Here is an 18,001-nt window from a genome sequence, read left to right on the forward strand (position 1 = left end):
AATATAAAAAGAGGGTCAAAAATAGAACGGAAAAAGGCTGTGGTAAACAAATAACCACAGCCTTTCATTTTATTTGCGTTTCTTTGACTGTCTTTCTGCTCTTTCCCAAGCTCGTAGATGTGGATATGGATCAAAGGACCATTCTGTATATCCATTGTCTTTGTACATTCCATAGTGAAGATGTGGAGGAAACTTTCCGGCTGTTCCTGGTGGTCCATAGCCGGAACTTCCAACAGAGCCGATCACTGTACCGGGCTCAACAACCTGCCCGATTGCAATATCCTTTGCAAATCCATTTAAGTGGGCAAAGTAATGGTACGTATTATTCACATCGCGGATTCCGATACGCCATCCACCAAATCGGTTCCAACCTTTCATTTCGATAATCCCATATGAGGTTGCCCTTACTGGTGTTCCGTAGCTTGCAAAGATGTCAGTACCTTCATGCATTCTACGACCTCCCCAGCCACGTGCATCTCCCCAAGTATTTTTATAGCTGTGATTATAGCCTAGAGGAACAGGAAAGGCATGTTTATCTAAATCAAGTGTGCCATATGTTGAATAGATTTTTGCGATACCCGTAATCAGTGAAACGGATTTGTCCCGTTTGTAATAATCCCATAAACCAATCTTGATATTATCAGGGTCAGTTCCGTACGCTAAAATTTGCTCTGAAATTGTAAGTAGGATATCCTCATCATTTGTTTGATCGGCAACACCATCTCCGTTGCCATCAAGACCAATTCCTCCAAAAAGCTGAATGCTATATGGATTCGAATCATTTGGATTTGGGTTTAAAGCCCCCGCCCAAGACTCGGGTTTAATATATATTCCAATTAACCCAGTTTCTTTCGGAATATCTTTTCGGGAACGACGGATGCTTCTTTCATACTGGTCGATAGCCGCATAATAGTACCAAGGAATCTGTGTTACTGTTTCCATCTTTGTATAGAGGTTCATTCGTTCCTGAAAAACTTTTTGTTGATCCTCATTTGCACTTGCATCCAAAGGCATACACGTAAAAAGTAAGCAAATAACAACTACTATACCAAGTTTTCTGTTCATGCACGCAAGTCTCCTTTCACTAAAATAACACAAGGGTGTATTGTTCTAAAAGGCATCATCTATAGGTCTTAAAAGACGAATTTGTCTAGTTGGAATTAAATAAAAAGAAGTACTCTTCCTTGTTAGTTTGTTAAATCATCTCATTTTCATAATCACTAATTGTTGGAAGCTAAAAAATACAAATAAATCGAATACTTGGATTCTTGAAGAAGTTAGGAGTATAATAGGGATAGCCTTTGCAATGGAGTGATGAAGTATGTCAAAAAAACAAGAATATCTTCGAAAGCCGGAATGGCTAAAAATAAAACTGAATACGAATGAGAGCTACACAGGCTTAAAGAAAATGATGAGAGAAAAGCAATTACATACCGTTTGTGAGGAAGCAAAATGTCCTAACATTCATGAATGCTGGGCTGTAAGAAAAACAGCTACTTTTATGATTCTTGGGGATACTTGTACCCGCGCATGTCGCTTTTGTGCGGTTAAGACTGGACTTCCAAATGAATTGGATTGGGCAGAACCAGAGCGTGTAGCTGATTCTGTCGCAATGATGGGATTAAAGCATGTTGTTATTACAACAGTTGCTCGTGACGATTTGAAGGACGGGGGAGCTGCGGTATTTGCAGAAACTGTTCGTGCAATTCGTAAAAAGAATCCATTTACATCAATTGAAGTACTACCATCTGACATGGGGGGAGTATACGAAAATTTAAAAACCTTAATGGATGCAAAGCCCGACATTATGAACCATAATATTGAAACGGTTCGCCGTTTATCTGACCGTGTGCGTGCACGTGCGAAATATGAACGTTCACTTGAATTTTTACGTCGTGCAAAAGAAATGAATGCAGACATCCCAACAAAATCAAGTATCATGATCGGCCTTGGCGAAACGAAGGAAGAAATCATTGAAACAATGGACGACCTTCGAGCAAACGATGTAGATATCATCACAATAGGTCAATATTTACAACCAACCAAAAAGCACTTGAAAGTTGAAAAGTACTATCATCCAGATGAATTTGCAGAATTAAAAGAGATTGCATTAAGTAAAGGCTTCAGTCATTGTGAAGCTGGTCCTCTTGTACGTTCTTCTTATCATGCGGATGAGCAAGTAAATGCAGCAAAATCAAATCAACAAGTTAAACAAGCATAAAAAAAGGGGAAATATCCCCTTTTTTTAATGCGTTCCTTTTTGTAATAATTCTCTTCCGTCATCTCTCTTTTGGTCTTCATTCCCTTTATTGTCGGTTGTACGATCAATTTCAGGGTTGAACTCAGTTCCACCTTTATTGTTGATACTAGGGTTTTTAAGGAAGTCTTGGTTCTCCCTTGCCCGACGCTCATACTCGGGGTTTAGTCCACCTTCCATTTCCCCATTTTCATTTTCACCATCACTTACTTTATATCCTTGTGGTGATTTAATCATTTGTTGAATGGTTGAGGTAATAATTTGATCGACATTTCGACTGTCTGAATCAAGTCTACCGAATCGCTCAATTTGGTTCATCATGTCTGGATTATCTGAAACGTATACATGGAAATACCTTGGAACAACTGACATCGCGGAACGTTTTACCTGGTCTGCCGTTAACATGCGATCCTCAGAATCCGTATCATATGCGACAAGGACCTCTTCATCCGTTACAAGCGTACCAACATCTTTAACATTTGGAATGGTTGTACAGATTTTACTGATTAAATCTGCTACTTTTTCCCTGTCCATTGTTGGCAAATTACTGTATACATTCGCACCGCCGGGGACTGGATTCTTTTGGTGACGAACATAGCCAAAGTTCGTCATTTCCTTACCATCATTTTTGACACCCTTCGCATTGTAAAGCTCGTTCTGGTCAATACGATATATTGAATTTCCACTTTCATGGTTGACTCCTGCATTGTCATCAGAAGTACCACAACCTGTTAATGCAGTTAAGGCAATTAAGCCTGAGATGATTTTGTATTTTTTCAATATTGACACCCCCTCAGTTGTAGGGTGACCAATTCAACAAAAATTTCGCATAGTAATTGATGGATTGATTGGCTATAATGGATATATAGTGAACATCCTCTAGTATGGGGTACGAGGTGATTAAATGATTAGCATAGGTAATACTACATATGAACTTATTGACGAGCTAAAAGATGGATTTAATGAAGAAGCTTTTCGTGCAAGATACAGTGATATCTTAGCGAAGTATGACTATATAGTTGGGGACTGGGGATATGAACAACTTCGCTTAAAAGGTTTTTTTGATGATAAAAACCAAAAAGCGTCATTTGATACAAAAATAAGTACCCTTTCTGAGTATTTATACGAATATTGCAATTTTGGTTGCGCCTATTTTGTATTAAAAAAGGTAAAAAAATAAAGTACAGGCAAAGTTCTCTGCCTGTACTTTTATTATGGCTTGAACCTTTTTATTAATCATAAGGTGGTTCGGCATTTTCTTCCTTGTCATCATGTGTGGGATGAGCCCCAGGGAATTGCCTTGGAAGATCCTGGTGAAGTGATTTGAACTCATAGTTAAAGTTGCTATAGGTTCGTTGTCCTTCTTTCCACGGTGTGCTTTTATTCTCTACAGGCGTATCCTTACCTTGCGGTGTGCCGTAAGGACCTTCCGGATATTCCTCAAAGGTTAGGAAATTTCTCATCGTCTCCACATTTGAAAAATCGGTATACTTTATTTCTTCCTTGTCTTTATCTGCCACCTGAAAAACACCTCACTTCTTACTTCTAGTGTTTTCGCAGCATTACGTAATTATGTTAGACAATTTCATACAGAAAAGAACGCAATTCCTCTGCTTCCTCTTCAGATAGCTGATAAGCATGTTCGATATAGCCGGGCTCATCAAGGTCATCTCTACCGATAATTGCAAAGCGATTGCTCAAGATATTTAAAACAATATGCTTGCCATAATAGCGGTCAGATTTAACAACAGCTAAGTCGTAACGCTGATGTTCCCCCATAAAGCTTACAAACCTTGTTTGTGTGTCAATTGTATCATCATATAAGAAAAAACGTTCAGACATAATGGATTCTCTCCTTCTAAGAAACAGTCATTACACTTATCATAACAAAGGTGTACGAATTAGAAAACGAATTTATAGATGCGATGAATGAGGGGCATACCATGAATGATTATAAACTTTATGGTAAAATAATGTGGTATATAAAAGATGGTGGGTAAAGATTATAAACTGAAGGTGATACTATGTATTTTGTTGACCGGGAAAAGATTGAAAAAACCCTTCTTTTTTACGAAGAGAATTTAAACCTAATTGAAGCGAATTCAAATTGGACAAGCGTGGTTGAAAAGAAAGCGTTAGAGAGAATCTCTCATCTTACAATTGAGGCAATATTAGATGTCGGAAATTCGATGATTGACGGCTTTATTATGCGTGATCCAGGTAGCTATGAGGATATCATTGATATACTTGAGGATGAAAAAGTAGTGACAACTGAAGCAGCGAATGAACTTAAAGAAATTATCCGTTTTCGAAAAGTGATTGTTCAAGATTATCTTGAGATTAATCATGATGAATTAATCTTAAGCCTTCAAAAAAATAAAGAAAGTCTTGCAAACTTTCCACAAGCGGTACGATCTTATCTTGAAAATGAATTAGGACCGGTTTCAGCATTTAAAAATTAAAAAAAGGTGATAGAAGTAGTGAAAACATACAAAGGATACTTATTTGACTTAGACGGTACCATGTACCGTGGAACAGAGCGTATTAATGAAGCATGTGATTTTGTAAATAAATTAAATCAAAAGCAAATTCCATATTTATTTGTTACGAATAATTCATCTAGAACACCAGAACAGGTGGCAGCTAAACTTCGTGACTTTGATATTGCGTGTACAGCAGACCAGGTTTTCACCACTAGTCAAGCAACGGCAAATTATATGTATGATATGAAACCAGGAGCAAGTGTATATGTAATTGGTGAAGATGGTATCTACCAAGCTTTAGAGGAAAAAGGCTTTACATTTCAAGAGGAAAACCCAGATTTTGTGGTTTGTGGAATAGACCGTTCCCTTACATATGAAAAATTCGCCATTGCTTGTTTAGCAGTACGTAATGGTGCCACCTTTATTTCAACGAATGGTGACATCGCTATCCCAACTGAGCGTGGACTTCTACCAGGGAATGGTTCATTAACTTCGGTGATCACTGTTTCAACAACAGTAAAACCCACTTTTATTGGAAAGCCAGAAAAAATTATCATGGAACAAGCGCAAAAGCAACTAGGGATTCCAAAAGAGGATACCATCATGATTGGTGATTATTATGATACCGATATTATGGCAGGTATGAATGCAGGTATCGATACATTGCTTGTCCATACAGGTGTGACAACCCCTGAACTACTAAAAGGATATGACCGTCCTCCTACCTACGCAATCCATAGCTTAAAGGAATGGATGGATCGAATTTAAAAACGTCAAACTGAGCGTTTTAAATTTGGAGTAACATTATAATTCGATAAAAAAAGACCAAATCCATGTGATTTGGCCTTTTTTATTTTATTCTACGTTTGCTGCTCTGTGTGCTAAACGACTTGATGCTGCAGCTGCAATTGCGCCAACAATATCATCTAAAAATGTATGACATTCCCCAGTTGATTTATCATTTAAACGTTCTAATATACCAGGTTTTTTCTTATCAATGTATCCGTAGTTTGTAAAACCGATTGAGCCGTAAACGTTAACAATTGAAAAGGCAAGAATTTCATCTACTCCATAAAGTCCTTCGTCAACTTTGATTGTTGATAGTAGTGGCTCCTCAAGTAAGCCTTTCTCAGCAAGTTTATCTAATTGTATTCCAGTTAACACTGCATTTTGGATTTCACGCTTTGTTAACACGCGGTCAACATTATGAATACATTCTTCCATTTTTAAATCTGGGTGATATTTGCTTTGTAGATAATACACCAACTCCGCAATATCCTGAATGGTGACGCCTCTTTCTTCCAACCATTTTCTGGCCGTTTTTTCAATCTCATTCATTTTATTCTCTTGACTCATCTTGTTCACCTAATTTCTTTTGATTTCAAAATAATTTTTACTAATATTTCCTAGTTTACCACAAGTAATGAAGTTTTGTTTCATATAGATGTTTTATACAAATCAATACGTAGTCTTAATAGTATGAGCGGGGAGCGATGTTTTATGAAAGAAACACTCTTGGAGCAATACAAATTAAAAGTGGATCGATCTGTAAAAGTATTCGGATATGAAGCGATCATCTATCGAAATATAGTATATTGTATTGTGCCAATCTCAAATTTGGAACAAGAAGAACTGTTTGAAATTAAACATCTTAGTGATTATATGATTCAAAAGGGAGATATTCGTGTTGGCTCCATATTACCTACTACAGATGGAAAGTTAAGCACCATTATCAATGACGGGGAAGTAGTCATTATTAGATGTCCAGTCTATAGCCATAGGGTTTCCAATTCATTAGGGTATGAGTTGGCACGGTTTCATAAACGAGGCAGAAGCTTTCCCTATCAAGTAAAGAAGGTTAATCGAATCGGACAGTGGAAAATCTTATGGGAAAAAAGATTGGATCAAATGGAGCTGTTCTGGAGGGAAAAGGTAAAGCAACATCCGCAAAACGAGTTTGAAACCTTATTTGTCGAAGCTTTTCCATATTATATAGGCTTAACAGAAAATGCAATCCAATATCTTGTTGATACAGAAATAGATGAAACCCCTTCTGCGATCGATTCGGCCACGATATGTCACCATCGTTTTACGGAAAATTCTTGGGATCGGAATTCCTATACGAAGCTACCTACGGATTGGGTTTTTGATCATTATACAAGGGACCTCGCAGAATTTATTCGGGACCAATATGTTAATGGAGAATCAAGACAAAACGAGCAAATCGTGCATTTTTTGAGGGAATATGAGCGGGTCAGCCCACTTTCTGCATTCTCCTGGAGACTTCTATATGCACGCCTTTTATTTCCACTGCATTTTTTTGAGTGTATTGAAGGTTTTTATATGACAGGTTCAGAAATGCAAATGGAAAGTCATTGTAAAAGATTAGAATCCATTCTGAAGCATTCCAGTGAACATGAGCGCTTTTTAGCGACCTTTTTATCAAGTGTAGGAGTAAAAGAAAAAAGACTAACAATTCCAACTATCAGCTGGCTTCAAAAATAAGAATGTATGGTACTATATAGAAAGATAATATTTTTTAGAGGTGAAACATGACTAGGCCATATGTTTTTATTACTAGAAAACTTTCCGAAAACGCAATTCAACCACTAATGGAAATAGCAGATGTACATATTTGGAATGAGGAAGAAAGAGCCGTTCCAAGAGAAATCCTACTTGAAGAGGTAAAAAAGGCAGACGCTCTTTTAACAATGCTTTCAGATAAAGTCGATAAAGAGCTTCTTGATGCAGCACCAAAATTAAAGGTAATCGCAAACCTTGCTGTAGGCTATGACAATATTGACGTAGAATATGCAAATCAAAAGGGAATTGCGATATGTAATACACCTGATGTTTTAACAGACACTACAGCCGATTTAGCCTTTGCTTTATTGCTTTCAACTGCAAGACGAGTTGTGGAAGCAGCTGAATTTGTTAAAAAAGGCGAATGGAAAAGTTGGAGCCCATTATTGCTAGCAGGAAGCGATGTCCATCATAAAACAATTGGGATCGTTGGGATGGGTAAAATCGGTGAAGCAGTTGCAAAACGCGCAACAGGGTTTGATATGAATATTTTGTATCATAACCGCTCCCGTAATGTCGTTGCAGAAGAACGCATTGGCGCTTCTTATGCAACCTTTGATGAGCTAATTGAAACCTCTGATTTTATTGTTTGTCTAACTCCACTAACGGATGAAACAAGAGGTTTATTCAATAAGGAAAGCTTTATGAAAATGAAAAGTTCTGCAGTTTTTATTAATGTTTCTAGAGGGCCAGTTGTTGATGAAGGTGCTTTATATCAAGCGTTAGTCAATGGTGAAATTGCCGCAGCAGGCCTTGACGTTTTTGAAAAAGAGCCTGTAGATGCAAAACATCCATTATTAACACTTCCAAATGTCGTAGCATTGCCACACATCGGAAGCTCAAGTACTGAAACCCGTGAAAAAATGATGAAACTGTGCTGTGAAAATATTGAACTTGTTCTTATCAATCAACAACCCAAAACACTTGTTAACAAAGAATGGGTCTTTCAGTAATCATATATTTATCGGAGGCACCTTCGTAAAGAAGGTGTTCTTTTATAAGTTGAATTTTTACAAAATAAAAACTTTTTTATAAAATGTATCCCTTTTATATCAGGGTGTTAAACGTTTTCAAACGAAAAGTCTGAAAAAAAGCACTTGTAAAAGTATAGTATTACCACTATAATGTCCTTTATAGGAAGACAATTGTATTTCTCAGAAATACAGAGGAGGCGGATGAATAATGAAAAAAATTTCAGTTGGATTATTAGGATTAGGTACGGTTGGTAGTGGTGTTGTTACGATTTTAAAAAATCATCAAGATAAATTAATGCATCAGGTTGGATGCCCAATTGAGGTTAAGAAAGTATTAGTGAAAGACTTACATAAGCATAGGACAGTAGACATTGAACCTTCCCTTTTGACAACAAATGCAAACGAGGTAATTGAAGACCCAGAAATCGATGTTGTCATTGAAGTGATGGGGGGAGTAGATGACACTAGACAGCTTATTCTTCAATCTTTACGTAATAAAAAACACGTTGTAACAGCAAACAAGGATTTAATGGCATTATACGGTTCAGAGCTATTAACAGTTGCAAGTGAAAATGGTTGTGACCTATTTTATGAAGCAAGTGTTGCCGGTGGGATTCCAATTCTTCGAGGGTTAGCAGATGGATTTGCTTCAGACAGAATCATTAAGATGATGGGAATCGTGAACGGAACCACTAATTTCATTTTAACAAAAATGACGAAGTTCGGTAGTGCTTATGAAGAAGTATTAAAAGAAGCACAGGAGCTTGGCTATGCAGAAGCAGACCCTACAGCAGATGTTGAAGGTCTAGATGCAGCAAGAAAGATGGCAATCCTTGCAACATTAGGATACTCCATGAATATCGACCTTAAAGATGTTCGAGTTCAAGGAATTTCAACTGTAACAAGTGAGGATATCGAATACAGTAAACGATTAGGTTATGTTGTTAAGTTGATCGGCACTGCCCATCGTAAGGGGGAAAAAGTTGAAGTAAGTGTTCAACCAACACTTCTTCCTGAAACACACCCACTTGCTGGAGTAAATGATGAATTTAACGCTGTATATGTGTATGGAGAAGCGGTTGGAGAAACGATGTTTTACGGACCGGGTGCAGGAAGCCTACCAACTGCAACATCAATTGTTTCCGATTTAGTCGGAGTTATGAAAAATATGAGACTAGGGGTAAATGGTAAAAGTAGCGTGTCCCCTCAATTTGAAAAGAAACTAAAAGACGATTCTGAGATTTTCTCAAAATACTTCTTACGTATTCACGTAAAAGATCAAGTGGGAGCATTTGCAAAACTTACATCCCTATTCTCAGAACGCGGTGTAAGCTTCGAGAAAATTCTTCAATTACCGCTTAAAAATAAAGATTTAGCTGAAATTGTTCTTGTTACTCATCAAGCATCATTACGGGATTACGAGGAAATTTTAGTACAATTAAGAGACTTACAGATTATTCAAGAGGTTAAGAGCTCTTACCGAGTTGAAGGAGGAAACCTAGCATGAGATGGCAAGGACTATTACAGCAATTTCGTGAATATTTACCGGTGAATACAAATACTCCAATGCTTTCCTTAAATGAAGGGAATACGCCATTAATTCCGCTACATTCCATTTCAGAGGATCTTGGGGTTGAATTATATGTAAAAGTAGAAGGTGCAAACCCAACTGGCTCCTTTAAGGACCGTGGGATGGTAATGGCGGTTGCGAAAGCAGTTGAAGAAGGCAGCAATACGATTATCTGTGCATCCACTGGGAATACTTCAGCAGCAGCAGCAGCATATGCCGCACGTGCAGGACTCCGTTGTATTGTCGTCATTCCTGAAGGCAAGATTGCGATGGGTAAACTAGCGCAAGCCGTCATGTATGGAGCAGAAATCATTTCAATTGAAGGAAACTTTGACCATGCCCTACAGATGGTTCGTAATATTAGTGAAACAGCACCTATTACTCTTGTAAACTCTGTAAATCCATATCGAATTGAAGGACAAAAAACAGCAGCATTTGAAATCTGTGTGCAATTAGATGGAGCTCCAGATGTACTAGCGATTCCGGTTGGAAATGCTGGGAACATTACAGCATACTGGAAAGGTTTCAAAGAATATAACGAGCGTCATAATACAGGTCTTCCTGAGATGCGCGGGTTTGAAGCAGAAGGTGCAGCGGCAATTGCAAAGAATCAAGTGATTGAGAATCCTGAAACAGTAGCAACTGCAATTAGAATCGGAAATCCAGCAAGCTGGGATAGTGCTGTGGTGGCTGCAAGTGAGTCGAAAGGTAAAATTGATGAGGTTTCAGATGACGAAATCCTTGAAGCATATCAATTATTAGCTAGAAAAGAAGGCGTGTTTGCTGAACCAGGTTCTTGTGCTTCCATCGCTGGAGTGATCAAACAAGTACGCAGTGGTGAAATTAAAAAAGGTAGCCGAATCGTTGCTGTTCTAACTGGAAATGGACTAAAGGACCCTAATATTGCAATTGAAGCAACTTCTATCAAGCCTGTGGTATTGCCGAACGATGAAAAGCTTGTTTATGAACATATCAGAGGAGCCGTACTACATGAAGTTTGATCAAGCCTTTCAAATTAAAGTACCAGCAAGTACGGCAAATCTTGGACCTGGATTTGACTCAGTAGGGTTAGCGGTCAATCGCTATTTAACTCTCCAAGTTGAACCAAGTCAAGAGTGGGAGTTTGTCCTGCAATCAGAAGAAATTGCAGATACTCCAACTGGTAAAGATAATTTTATATATCAAATCGCAGAAAAGGTAGCTCGTACTTTCTCCTATGAGCTGCCTCCCTGCAAAGTATATGTTCATAGTAATATTCCACTAGCTAGAGGTCTGGGAAGTAGTGCAGCCGCTATAATCGCTGCAATCGAACTGGTTAATGAACTTTGTAATCTTCAATTAACAAACCAACAAAAGCTTGATTTAGCCTGTGAATTTGAGGGACACCCCGATAATGTAGGTGCATCGCTATACGGTGGCTTAGTCATTGGCAGTCATCGTGGAAGCAAAGACACTGATCTCGTCCATGTGAATGATCTATCCTTTGATTTGGTGGTTGTCATTCCACCGTATGAACTAAAAACAAAGGATGCCCGAAGTGTACTTCCGACGGAATTATCCTATCCTGAGGCGGTTAAGGCAAGCTCGATAAGCAATGTAATGGTCGCTGCTCTTTTAACCAAGAACCTTGCATTAATGGGGAAAATGATGGAGCTCGATCTTTTCCATCAACAGTACCGAGCAAAGCTTATTCCTGAATTTAGTCACATCCATCAGGTTGCAAAAAAGTCAGGAGCATTTGGAGTAGCCATAAGCGGAGCGGGGCCAACAGTCATTTGCTTTACTGAATGTGGACAAGGAAAACAGCTTCGAGATGAGTTATCATCTGAATTTGAAGGATATCAGGTTGATGAAGTATCAATTGAGAAAAACGGCAGTGTGTTAACTTCACTTTCATTACATGAATAAAGAAGCGAAACCGAAATGGGTTTCGCTTTTTTGAGTATAGAATACTTAAATACTGTCACTAATTCGGAAATACTGCCGCTAGCAGAAATATACTGCCACTAACCGAAAAATACTGCCACTAGTCCTTTTACGCATAAAAAAATGCCTCAAAAACTTGAGGCATCACTCATTTATCTATTAAAAAACTTGTTCAACTTCAACGATTCCTGGGACTTCTTCTAATAACGCACGTTCAATCCCAGCTTTTAAAGTAATTGTAGAGCTTGGGCAGCTCCCACAAGCACCTAAAAGACGAAGCTTTACAACACCATCTTCAATATCAACTAAATCACAGTCTCCGCCATCACGAAGTAAAAATGGACGAAGTTTATCTAATACTTCTTGTACTTGCTCTCTAATATCTAATTCAGCCATTTCGATTGACTCCTTTCCTCATACCTTTATAATTATTATAATCTGTTTGCTGGAAAAAATCTATTAACTTTATTTAGTAGATGTTCCACTCCCTAACGTAAATAATACTAAAATAAAAGTATACAATTTAGTTTGGGGTACCGACTAAATAAAGTTAATGCCTCCGGCGGATGCCACAGATTTTCAATGGAAAGTTTTCGAGCATGCTCGAAAAAATCTGGGCGCAAATGCGCCAAAGCGCATTTGATTACCAAATAATGCATTTTTCCAATTTTTAATTACAAACTCTTATTGAGAATCCTGAGATGTGTACTTTGTATCTTTTGGTGTCTATTCTAACAGATTTTTAGTACAATGGAAAAAGAAATGATTGTAGACGATTTAGTTGGGGAAAAGGAGAGCATAAAATGGAAAAGCAAAAGGTTGAGATCTGTGTGTACGGTGCAGAAATATTATGTCCGAGTTGTGTCAATCTTCCTTCTTCAAAGGAAACTTATGAGTGGCTTGAAGCGGCATTAAGCAGAAAGTTCCCAAACCAACCATTCGATATTACTCATGTTGATATTTTTGATCCACCAGGGGACGAAGAGAAAAAAACATTTGCCACACGAGTAATTGAGGAAGATATGTTTTACCCAGTTGTAGTTCTAGAGGGTACCATTGTCGGAGAAGGAAGCCCTAAGCTAAAAACCATTTATGCAGAAATGCAGAAATACGGATACAAGGCAGCTGAATAATGAATAGTAAAAAAGCACGGAAAGTCATTGACTAACCGTGCTTTTTTATCACCCATTATGATACTTATACATCCATAATACCCCGGATTTCAACATACGAGGTACGCGTCCTGTGAGAGCTCGTTCTGCAACTAATCCAAATCCTTCTTTTTTACCTAGAGATCCAAGAACACCTTTTAGCTTAATTTTTGGAAACTCAGCAGGTGGTTCTTCGCCCTTCCAACGCTTTAAAAGGACCTGAACAATTTGTTCAGCCTGGCCTTCTGCAAGTTGAGCACTTGGCGCATGTGGTAAGCTTGCACAGTCACCAACAACATATACATGTTCATCATTTGGGAGATTGTGTTGTTTTGTTAATTCCACTCGGCCGCTTCCGTCTTTTTCAACATCTAAGTCACGAACAACTTTATTAGGTTGAATACCAGCTGTCCACACAACAACATCGCTTTGTACAGGTTGGTCGTTATTAAAGAGTACATTCTCTTCTACCCTTGTAATATTTGAATTATTAATAATCTCAACTTCGTTTTTATCAAACCAGTTTTCTACATACATACTCAATTTTTCAGGGAAAGCTGAAAGTATATGTTTCCCTCTATCGAATAGTTTGATTTGTAAGTCGGGTCTACTTTCATAAAGCTCACTCGCAAGTTCAACTCCACTTAGGCCTGCTCCAACGATGGAAACAGTAGCACCTGCGGGAAGATTATTAAGTTTCTGATAGGTTTTTCTGGCTTTATCAATGGTTTGGATGCTGTCTGTGTATTCATTCGCTCCTGGAACATTGTGATACTTGTCTTCGCATCCTAATCCAATTATTAAATCATCATACTTAACTGTTTCTTCATCACTCATGTGAACAAGTTTCTCATTTAAATCGATGCCCGTAATCTCCCCATACTTTACGTGCAAACGTGGATGTTCAGGAAATGTTACACGTACATGGGAGTCTGAAATAGTCCCTGCTGCAAGCGCGTAAAATTCCGTTTTTAAACTATGATAAGGCGCACGGTCAATTAAGGTTATCTGTATATCCTCGGGTAATTGATTTGGCAAAAGGCGTTGTAAAACCCGCATTCCACCATATCCTCCACCTAAAATGACAAGATTTTTCATGATGATTATCCCCTTTGTTACTCTCTTTAGTTAAAGCGTATTCATCCAATGTTAGTACAAAGTTTTAGCAAATTCGTTATCCTTTACAAACACTAAAAGTATAGCGAAATTATGATAAAATAACAACTGCTATTCATAAAATTGACGAATCGAAAAAAAGAGAGTACGATAAGTAGTTGTAGTGAGGTGAAGACCAGTGAATCCTATCATTGAGTTTTGTGTTAGTAATTTGGCAAGTGGCTCACAGAAAGCAAAGGAAATACTTGAACAGGATCCAAATCTTGATGTGATTGAGTACGGATGCCTTAGCTATTGTGGTCAATGCTTTGAGTCGCTATATGCTCTTGTAAATGGGGATATAGTTACTGGTGAAACAGCTGATGCGCTTGTTGAAAATATCTATGCCTATCTAGAAGAAAACCCAATGTTCTAATACAAAACATATTTTATATACAAAAAAGCAGTCAATGATGACTGCTTTTCATATTAAGGCAAAAAAAGAAAACTCTCCATTAAATGAATGAAGAGTTTCTAAAAAAAACGGGGGATAATCTTATTGTGCTCCAAATAATACCATTTTATACTTGGAGTAAGAAAAAAATTTACCGTTAGACAGATTATTTGTAACAATCCCCGATTACCATTATACTAATAGTAATAACCTATTTAGTAAGCTTGAAAAAGAAGGAGGTTACAAACATGACAGATCGTGTAGTTACCATTTCTGAAGCGGCTGCTTTTCAAATTAAAGATATGATGAAACAGAATGAGGAAGAAGGATCATTCCTACGTGTTGCTGTAAAGGGTGGCGGTTGTAGTGGACTTTCTTACGGAATGGGCTTTGAACAAGAAATAGATGAAAATGATCGCCAAGATGAACAGCATGGTATCAAGATTATCATTAATAAAGAAGATGCTCCGATACTAACTGGTGTAAACATAGACTTCAAACAATCCCTTATGGGTGGCGGATTTACCATCGATAATCCAAATGCAATTGCATCATGTGGTTGTGGTTCTTCCTTCCGAACTGCAAAAGTAGCGGGAACACCTGAGAATTGCTAAATGTAAGTTGGGCTTCTATTATGGGCCCGACTTTTTTATCCTATTATATGGCAATTTTTAGACTAAAAAAATAACAATTTTCCAACAACTTCCAAAAGGGGTTGTTTTTTATTTTTTTAATATTCAAAAAGGTCGTCAAACACTTGAAAAAACAATATAAAAGGCATAATATAGGATGTGGATATTAAATAGTACAACTTTTTGACAAATATCGGAATCTTTTTTGTCCAATAATGGTATCTTACGTGAAGGATATCACAAACTATTTTATCAATAAAATTAGAGCTTACAGTTGAAAATAGAAATAAGTGTTTTTGACTGCAAAAAAGAAAAGGTGGGCGTGATTACAGTGAGAAAGCCAAAAATCGTAGTTTTAGGTGCAGGATACGGTGGATTAACCACTATTGTTAACTTACAAAAAACTTTAGGTGTAAATGAAGCTGATATTACACTAGTTAATAAAAATGATTATCACTATGAGACCACATGGTTACATGAAGCTTCTGCAGGTACTTTAGAAGCAGACCGTGTACGTTACCAAATTGAAGACGTAATTAGTGGACATAAAGTTAAATTTGTAAAAGGCTCTGTAGCAAAGATTGATCGTGAAGGCAAACGTGTAATTCTTGAGGACGATACACAAGTTGAGTATGATTATTTAGTTGTAGCACTTGGTGGAGAATCCGAGACTTTTGGAATTAAAGGCCTAAAAGAATACGCATTTTCAATTTCAAACGTAAATACAGCTCGTCAAATTAAAGAACATATCGAATATCAATTCGCAACATATAACACTGAAGAAGAAAAAGACGATACTCGTCTAACAATTGTTGTAGGTGGAGCAGGATTTACTGGTATTGAGTTCCTAGGAGAACTTGTTAATAGAGTTCCTTTACTTTGCCGTGAATTCGATGTTGACCAAAATAAAGTAAAGATCATTTGTGTTGAGGCTGCACCAACTGTATTACCAGGTTTCGATGCTGAATTAGTTGAATATGCAGTGAATCACTTAGAGAAAAAAGGTGTGGAATTCAAAATCGGAACTGCGATTAAAGAAGGAACACCTGAAGGAATCATCGTTGGAAAAGACGATGTAACAGAAGAAATTAAAGCAAAAACTGTTGTATGGGCAGCAGGTATACGTGGAAACAGCGTAATTGAAGCTTCTGGTTTTGAAGCAATGCGTGGTCGTGTGAAAGTTGACAAAGACCTTCGTGCACCAGGCCATGAAGATGTTTTCTTTATTGGTGATAGCTCACTAGTTATTAATGAAGAAATCAATCGTCCATACCCACCAACTGCACAAATCGCAATGCAACAAGGTGTATTAGTTGCGAAAAACATTGCTGTACTAGTTCGTGGACAAGGAGAACTTGGTGAATTTTCATTTGATAACAAAGGAACTGTATGTTCACTTGGTGAGCATGATGGAATCGGTGTTGTATTTGGTAGAAAAATTTGGGGCTCAAAAGCAGCATTCATGAAGAAAGTAATTGATAACCGTGCGCTATTAATCGTAGGCGGACCATCACTTGTTCTTAAAAAAGGTAAATTAAAATTCATCTAACATATTAACGAAGGAATGCTTCTATCTTAGCATTCCTTTTTTACATAATTGTGCGATTTGGTAAGTGAAATCAATTGACTCATTAATCGTACCTTTAGTAAACTAGGTAGGGATTTGTCCTAGGAGGTGAGTTGCCATGTCACTCAGTTTTTTACCAATATTTTTAATTTCAATGTTATTGTTTTTCGTATTATTTTTTGGAATTGGATTCATTCTTAATATGCTATTACGTATGTCGTGGATTATGGCCATTATCTATCCAATAATTGCCTTGGCAATCATTCAAGAGGTATCCTTTCTTGATTATTTTACATCACCATCTAGTGCATTTAGCTCTTTAGGTGAGAGTATCACGACATTAGCTCCTCTAGATATTGCGATTTTACTTAGTGGTCTTGCTGGTGCTGTTTTATCAGGAGTAATCATAAAGCTCCTTCGAAAAAAAGGATACAGAATGTTTTAAAAAGCCACTGCTATATAGAAATTGCAAGAAGAAACGTAAGGATTTTGATATAAAATCTTTACGTTTATTTTTTTGCTTACAATTATCTTCCACTCATAAACGAATATTTTTTTGCCAAATTGGAAAGAAATAGAGTCGTGAGAGGAGTGGAAAAATGTGTTTCGTTTAAACACAATGATAAGAAGAAGTGCGATGACATTCCTATTTGCATTAGCACTAATTACTACGTTCCAATCTTTTTCCGGAGTGCAGACGAAAGACCTTACAAGCTGGATGGGCAACCAATTTCAGGAGAAGTCGCAAACAGTAGGAATTAAAAGTGTAGAATGGGTATCAAAATTATTATTTTTTGCTAATGGCAATAAGACGGTCTCTGCCTCTGGGTTAGAAACCACATTACCTATTGAAGAAGCCATTGATTTTTCCAAATACCCAACACAAACAGTTGTCGCGACCGGATATACGGCAGGTGTTGAATCAACAGGAAAGGATGCGAATCACCCTTCCTATGGGATTACCTATTCAGGTGTTAAAGTGAAACGTGATTTGTATTCAACAATTGCTGCGGATTTAGATGTATTTCCAATCGGAACAATTCTATTTATCCCCGACTACGGGTATGGAGTAGTCGCTGACAAAGGCGGAGCCATCAAAGGAAATAAAATAGATCTGTACTATGATACAGTTGATGATGTCTATAAAAAATGGGGGAAGAAAACCCTCGATGTTTATGTCATCAAGATGGGTGACGGAAGGATATCTGAAGAAGAAATTGCTGCAATGAATGAGGATAAGTCCATGCAAGTATTCCGACAACAAATTTTAGGTGAAAAAAGTTAAAGGGGCTGTCCCATAAGTCCTAAA

The 18,001-nt window shown here is 37.5% G+C and carries 20 protein-coding genes and 2 pseudogenes; 15 read left to right on the forward strand and 7 right to left on the reverse strand.

The window, feature by feature from the left end; all coding sequences use genetic code 11:
• Positions 1-69: 69 nt before the first annotated feature.
• Positions 70-1,065 (reverse strand): M23 family metallopeptidase, encoded by a 996-nt coding sequence (locus CKJ95_RS06940; protein ID WP_099352669.1) that lies wholly within the window; start codon positions 1,063-1,065, stop codon positions 70-72.
• A 256-nt stretch (positions 1,066-1,321) separates the two neighbouring features.
• On the opposite strand from CKJ95_RS06940, the gene lipA reads away from it, so the two are divergent.
• A complete protein-coding gene (gene lipA / locus CKJ95_RS06945) occupies positions 1,322-2,221 on the forward strand; it encodes a lipoyl synthase (protein ID WP_099352670.1) in 900 nt (299 codons plus the stop codon).
• Between the two features lie 171 nt (positions 2,222-2,392).
• Here lipA and CKJ95_RS06950 read toward each other — a convergent pair.
• Positions 2,393-3,037, reverse strand: a pseudogene (locus CKJ95_RS06950) (YhcN/YlaJ family sporulation lipoprotein); the annotation flags it as partial.
• A gap of 124 nt (positions 3,038-3,161) precedes the next feature.
• Here CKJ95_RS06950 and CKJ95_RS06955 point away from each other — a divergent pair.
• Positions 3,162-3,437 (forward strand): YutD family protein, encoded by a 276-nt coding sequence (locus CKJ95_RS06955; protein WP_099352671.1) that lies wholly within the window; start codon positions 3,162-3,164, stop codon positions 3,435-3,437.
• 52 nt (positions 3,438-3,489) lie between these two features.
• Here CKJ95_RS06955 and CKJ95_RS06960 read toward each other — a convergent pair whose 3' ends face one another.
• A complete protein-coding gene (locus tag CKJ95_RS06960) occupies positions 3,490-3,720 on the reverse strand; it encodes a cytosolic protein (protein ID WP_099352708.1) in 231 nt (76 codons plus the stop codon).
• 112 nt (positions 3,721-3,832) lie between these two features.
• Positions 3,833-4,099 (reverse strand): DUF3055 domain-containing protein, encoded by a 267-nt coding sequence (locus CKJ95_RS06965; RefSeq protein ID WP_099352672.1) that lies wholly within the window; start codon positions 4,097-4,099, stop codon positions 3,833-3,835.
• 182 nt (positions 4,100-4,281) lie between these two features.
• Here CKJ95_RS06965 and CKJ95_RS06970 point away from each other — a divergent pair, with 182 nt between their 5' ends.
• A complete protein-coding gene (locus CKJ95_RS06970) occupies positions 4,282-4,719 on the forward strand; it encodes a DUF86 domain-containing protein (protein WP_099352673.1) in 438 nt (145 codons plus the stop codon).
• An 18-nt stretch (positions 4,720-4,737) separates the two neighbouring features.
• Entirely contained in the window at positions 4,738-5,508 is a 771-nt protein-coding gene (locus tag CKJ95_RS06975) for a TIGR01457 family HAD-type hydrolase (protein WP_099352674.1), read from the forward strand.
• An 87-nt stretch (positions 5,509-5,595) separates the two neighbouring features.
• Here CKJ95_RS06975 and CKJ95_RS06980 read toward each other — a convergent pair whose 3' ends face one another.
• On the reverse strand, positions 5,596-6,078 hold the full coding sequence (locus tag CKJ95_RS06980; RefSeq protein WP_099352709.1) for a phosphatidylglycerophosphatase A family protein: 483 nt from the start codon (positions 6,076-6,078) through the stop codon (positions 5,596-5,598).
• Between the two features lie 162 nt (positions 6,079-6,240).
• Here CKJ95_RS06980 and yutH point away from each other — a divergent pair, with 162 nt between their 5' ends.
• The 5 genes from yutH to thrB all read left to right on the forward strand — a co-directional run bounded on the left by yutH (position 6,241) and on the right by thrB (position 11,775).
• On the forward strand, positions 6,241-7,245 hold the full coding sequence (yutH, locus tag CKJ95_RS06985; RefSeq protein WP_180271435.1) for a spore coat putative kinase YutH: 1,005 nt from the start codon (positions 6,241-6,243) through the stop codon (positions 7,243-7,245).
• Positions 7,246-7,292: 47 nt separating this feature from the next.
• Positions 7,293-8,276: a 2-hydroxyacid dehydrogenase gene (locus CKJ95_RS06990; RefSeq protein ID WP_099352676.1), complete on the forward strand. Its 984-nt coding sequence runs from the start codon at positions 7,293-7,295 to the stop codon at positions 8,274-8,276.
• A gap of 229 nt (positions 8,277-8,505) precedes the next feature.
• Entirely contained in the window at positions 8,506-9,804 is a 1,299-nt protein-coding gene (locus tag CKJ95_RS06995) for a homoserine dehydrogenase (protein WP_180271436.1), read from the forward strand.
• Positions 9,801-10,868 (forward strand): threonine synthase, encoded by a 1,068-nt coding sequence (gene thrC / locus CKJ95_RS07000; protein WP_099352678.1) that lies wholly within the window; start codon positions 9,801-9,803, stop codon positions 10,866-10,868. The genes CKJ95_RS06995 and thrC overlap by 4 nt, the downstream gene beginning before the upstream one ends.
• Positions 10,858-11,775, forward strand: a complete 918-nt coding sequence (thrB, locus tag CKJ95_RS07005) for a homoserine kinase (RefSeq protein WP_099352679.1) — start codon at positions 10,858-10,860, stop codon at positions 11,773-11,775. The genes thrC and thrB overlap by 11 nt, the downstream gene beginning before the upstream one ends.
• A 177-nt stretch (positions 11,776-11,952) precedes the next feature.
• Here thrB and CKJ95_RS07010 read toward each other — a convergent pair.
• Positions 11,953-12,211: pseudogene (locus tag CKJ95_RS07010) on the reverse strand (NifU family protein).
• A gap of 385 nt (positions 12,212-12,596) precedes the next feature.
• Here CKJ95_RS07010 and CKJ95_RS07015 point away from each other — a divergent pair.
• Positions 12,597-12,926 carry a YuzD family protein gene (locus CKJ95_RS07015; RefSeq protein WP_099352681.1) on the forward strand — a complete coding sequence of 110 codons (330 nt, stop codon included), beginning with the start codon at positions 12,597-12,599 and terminating at the stop codon, positions 12,924-12,926.
• Positions 12,927-12,974: 48 nt separating this feature from the next.
• On the opposite strand, the gene CKJ95_RS07020 is transcribed toward CKJ95_RS07015, so the two are convergent.
• Positions 12,975-14,042 (reverse strand): NAD(P)/FAD-dependent oxidoreductase, encoded by a 1,068-nt coding sequence (locus CKJ95_RS07020; RefSeq protein ID WP_099352682.1) that lies wholly within the window; start codon positions 14,040-14,042, stop codon positions 12,975-12,977.
• Between the two features lie 196 nt (positions 14,043-14,238).
• Between CKJ95_RS07020 and CKJ95_RS07025 the strand changes: the two genes are divergently transcribed.
• The 5 genes from CKJ95_RS07025 to CKJ95_RS07045 all read left to right on the forward strand — a co-directional run bounded on the left by CKJ95_RS07025 (position 14,239) and on the right by CKJ95_RS07045 (position 17,977).
• Entirely contained in the window at positions 14,239-14,475 is a 237-nt protein-coding gene (locus CKJ95_RS07025) for a YuzB family protein (RefSeq protein ID WP_099352683.1), read from the forward strand.
• Positions 14,476-14,741: 266 nt separating this feature from the next.
• Positions 14,742-15,107 carry a HesB/IscA family protein gene (locus CKJ95_RS07030; RefSeq protein WP_099352684.1) on the forward strand — a complete coding sequence of 122 codons (366 nt, stop codon included), beginning with the start codon at positions 14,742-14,744 and terminating at the stop codon, positions 15,105-15,107.
• Positions 15,108-15,447: 340 nt separating this feature from the next.
• On the forward strand, positions 15,448-16,674 hold the full coding sequence (locus CKJ95_RS07035) for an NAD(P)/FAD-dependent oxidoreductase (protein WP_099352685.1): 1,227 nt from the start codon (positions 15,448-15,450) through the stop codon (positions 16,672-16,674).
• Positions 16,675-16,810: 136 nt separating this feature from the next.
• A complete protein-coding gene (locus tag CKJ95_RS07040) occupies positions 16,811-17,137 on the forward strand; it encodes a YuiB family protein (RefSeq protein ID WP_099352686.1) in 327 nt (108 codons plus the stop codon).
• 156 nt (positions 17,138-17,293) lie between these two features.
• Positions 17,294-17,977, forward strand: a complete 684-nt coding sequence (locus CKJ95_RS07045; protein ID WP_306475358.1) for a 3D domain-containing protein — start codon at positions 17,294-17,296, stop codon at positions 17,975-17,977.
• Positions 17,978-18,001: the final 24 nt, after the last annotated feature.

The organism is Fredinandcohnia onubensis, assembly GCF_002734285.1.
Lineage (GTDB): Bacteria > Bacillota > Bacilli > Bacillales > Bacillaceae_L > Ferdinandcohnia > Ferdinandcohnia onubensis_A.

Excerpts from the sequence above, each read along its gene's own strand:
- lipA (WP_099352670.1), top strand. The coding sequence starts at position 1,322 with ATGTCAAAAAAACAAGAATATCTTCGAAAGCCGGAATGGCTAAAAATA.
- thrC (WP_099352678.1), top strand. The coding sequence starts at position 9,801 with ATGAGATGGCAAGGACTATTACAGCAATTTCGTGAATATTTACCGGTG.
- CKJ95_RS07040 (WP_099352686.1), top strand. The coding sequence starts at position 16,811 with ATGTCACTCAGTTTTTTACCAATATTTTTAATTTCAATGTTATTGTTT.
- CKJ95_RS06940 (WP_099352669.1), bottom strand. The coding sequence starts at position 1,065 with ATGAACAGAAAACTTGGTATAGTAGTTGTTATTTGCTTACTTTTTACG.
- CKJ95_RS06995 (WP_180271436.1), top strand. The coding sequence starts at position 8,506 with ATGAAAAAAATTTCAGTTGGATTATTAGGATTAGGTACGGTTGGTAGT.
- CKJ95_RS07020 (WP_099352682.1), bottom strand. The coding sequence starts at position 14,042 with ATGAAAAATCTTGTCATTTTAGGTGGAGGATATGGTGGAATGCGGGTT.
- CKJ95_RS07015 (WP_099352681.1), top strand. The coding sequence starts at position 12,597 with ATGGAAAAGCAAAAGGTTGAGATCTGTGTGTACGGTGCAGAAATATTA.
- CKJ95_RS06980 (WP_099352709.1), bottom strand. The coding sequence starts at position 6,078 with ATGAATGAGATTGAAAAAACGGCCAGAAAATGGTTGGAAGAAAGAGGC.
- CKJ95_RS06990 (WP_099352676.1), top strand. The coding sequence starts at position 7,293 with ATGACTAGGCCATATGTTTTTATTACTAGAAAACTTTCCGAAAACGCA.
- CKJ95_RS07030 (WP_099352684.1), top strand. The coding sequence starts at position 14,742 with ATGACAGATCGTGTAGTTACCATTTCTGAAGCGGCTGCTTTTCAAATT.
- CKJ95_RS06955 (WP_099352671.1), top strand. The coding sequence starts at position 3,162 with ATGATTAGCATAGGTAATACTACATATGAACTTATTGACGAGCTAAAA.
- CKJ95_RS06970 (WP_099352673.1), top strand. The coding sequence starts at position 4,282 with ATGTATTTTGTTGACCGGGAAAAGATTGAAAAAACCCTTCTTTTTTAC.
- yutH (WP_180271435.1), top strand. The coding sequence starts at position 6,241 with ATGAAAGAAACACTCTTGGAGCAATACAAATTAAAAGTGGATCGATCT.
- CKJ95_RS06965 (WP_099352672.1), bottom strand. The coding sequence starts at position 4,099 with ATGTCTGAACGTTTTTTCTTATATGATGATACAATTGACACACAAACA.
- CKJ95_RS06960 (WP_099352708.1), bottom strand. The coding sequence starts at position 3,720 with ATGAGAAATTTCCTAACCTTTGAGGAATATCCGGAAGGTCCTTACGGC.
- thrB (WP_099352679.1), top strand. The coding sequence starts at position 10,858 with ATGAAGTTTGATCAAGCCTTTCAAATTAAAGTACCAGCAAGTACGGCA.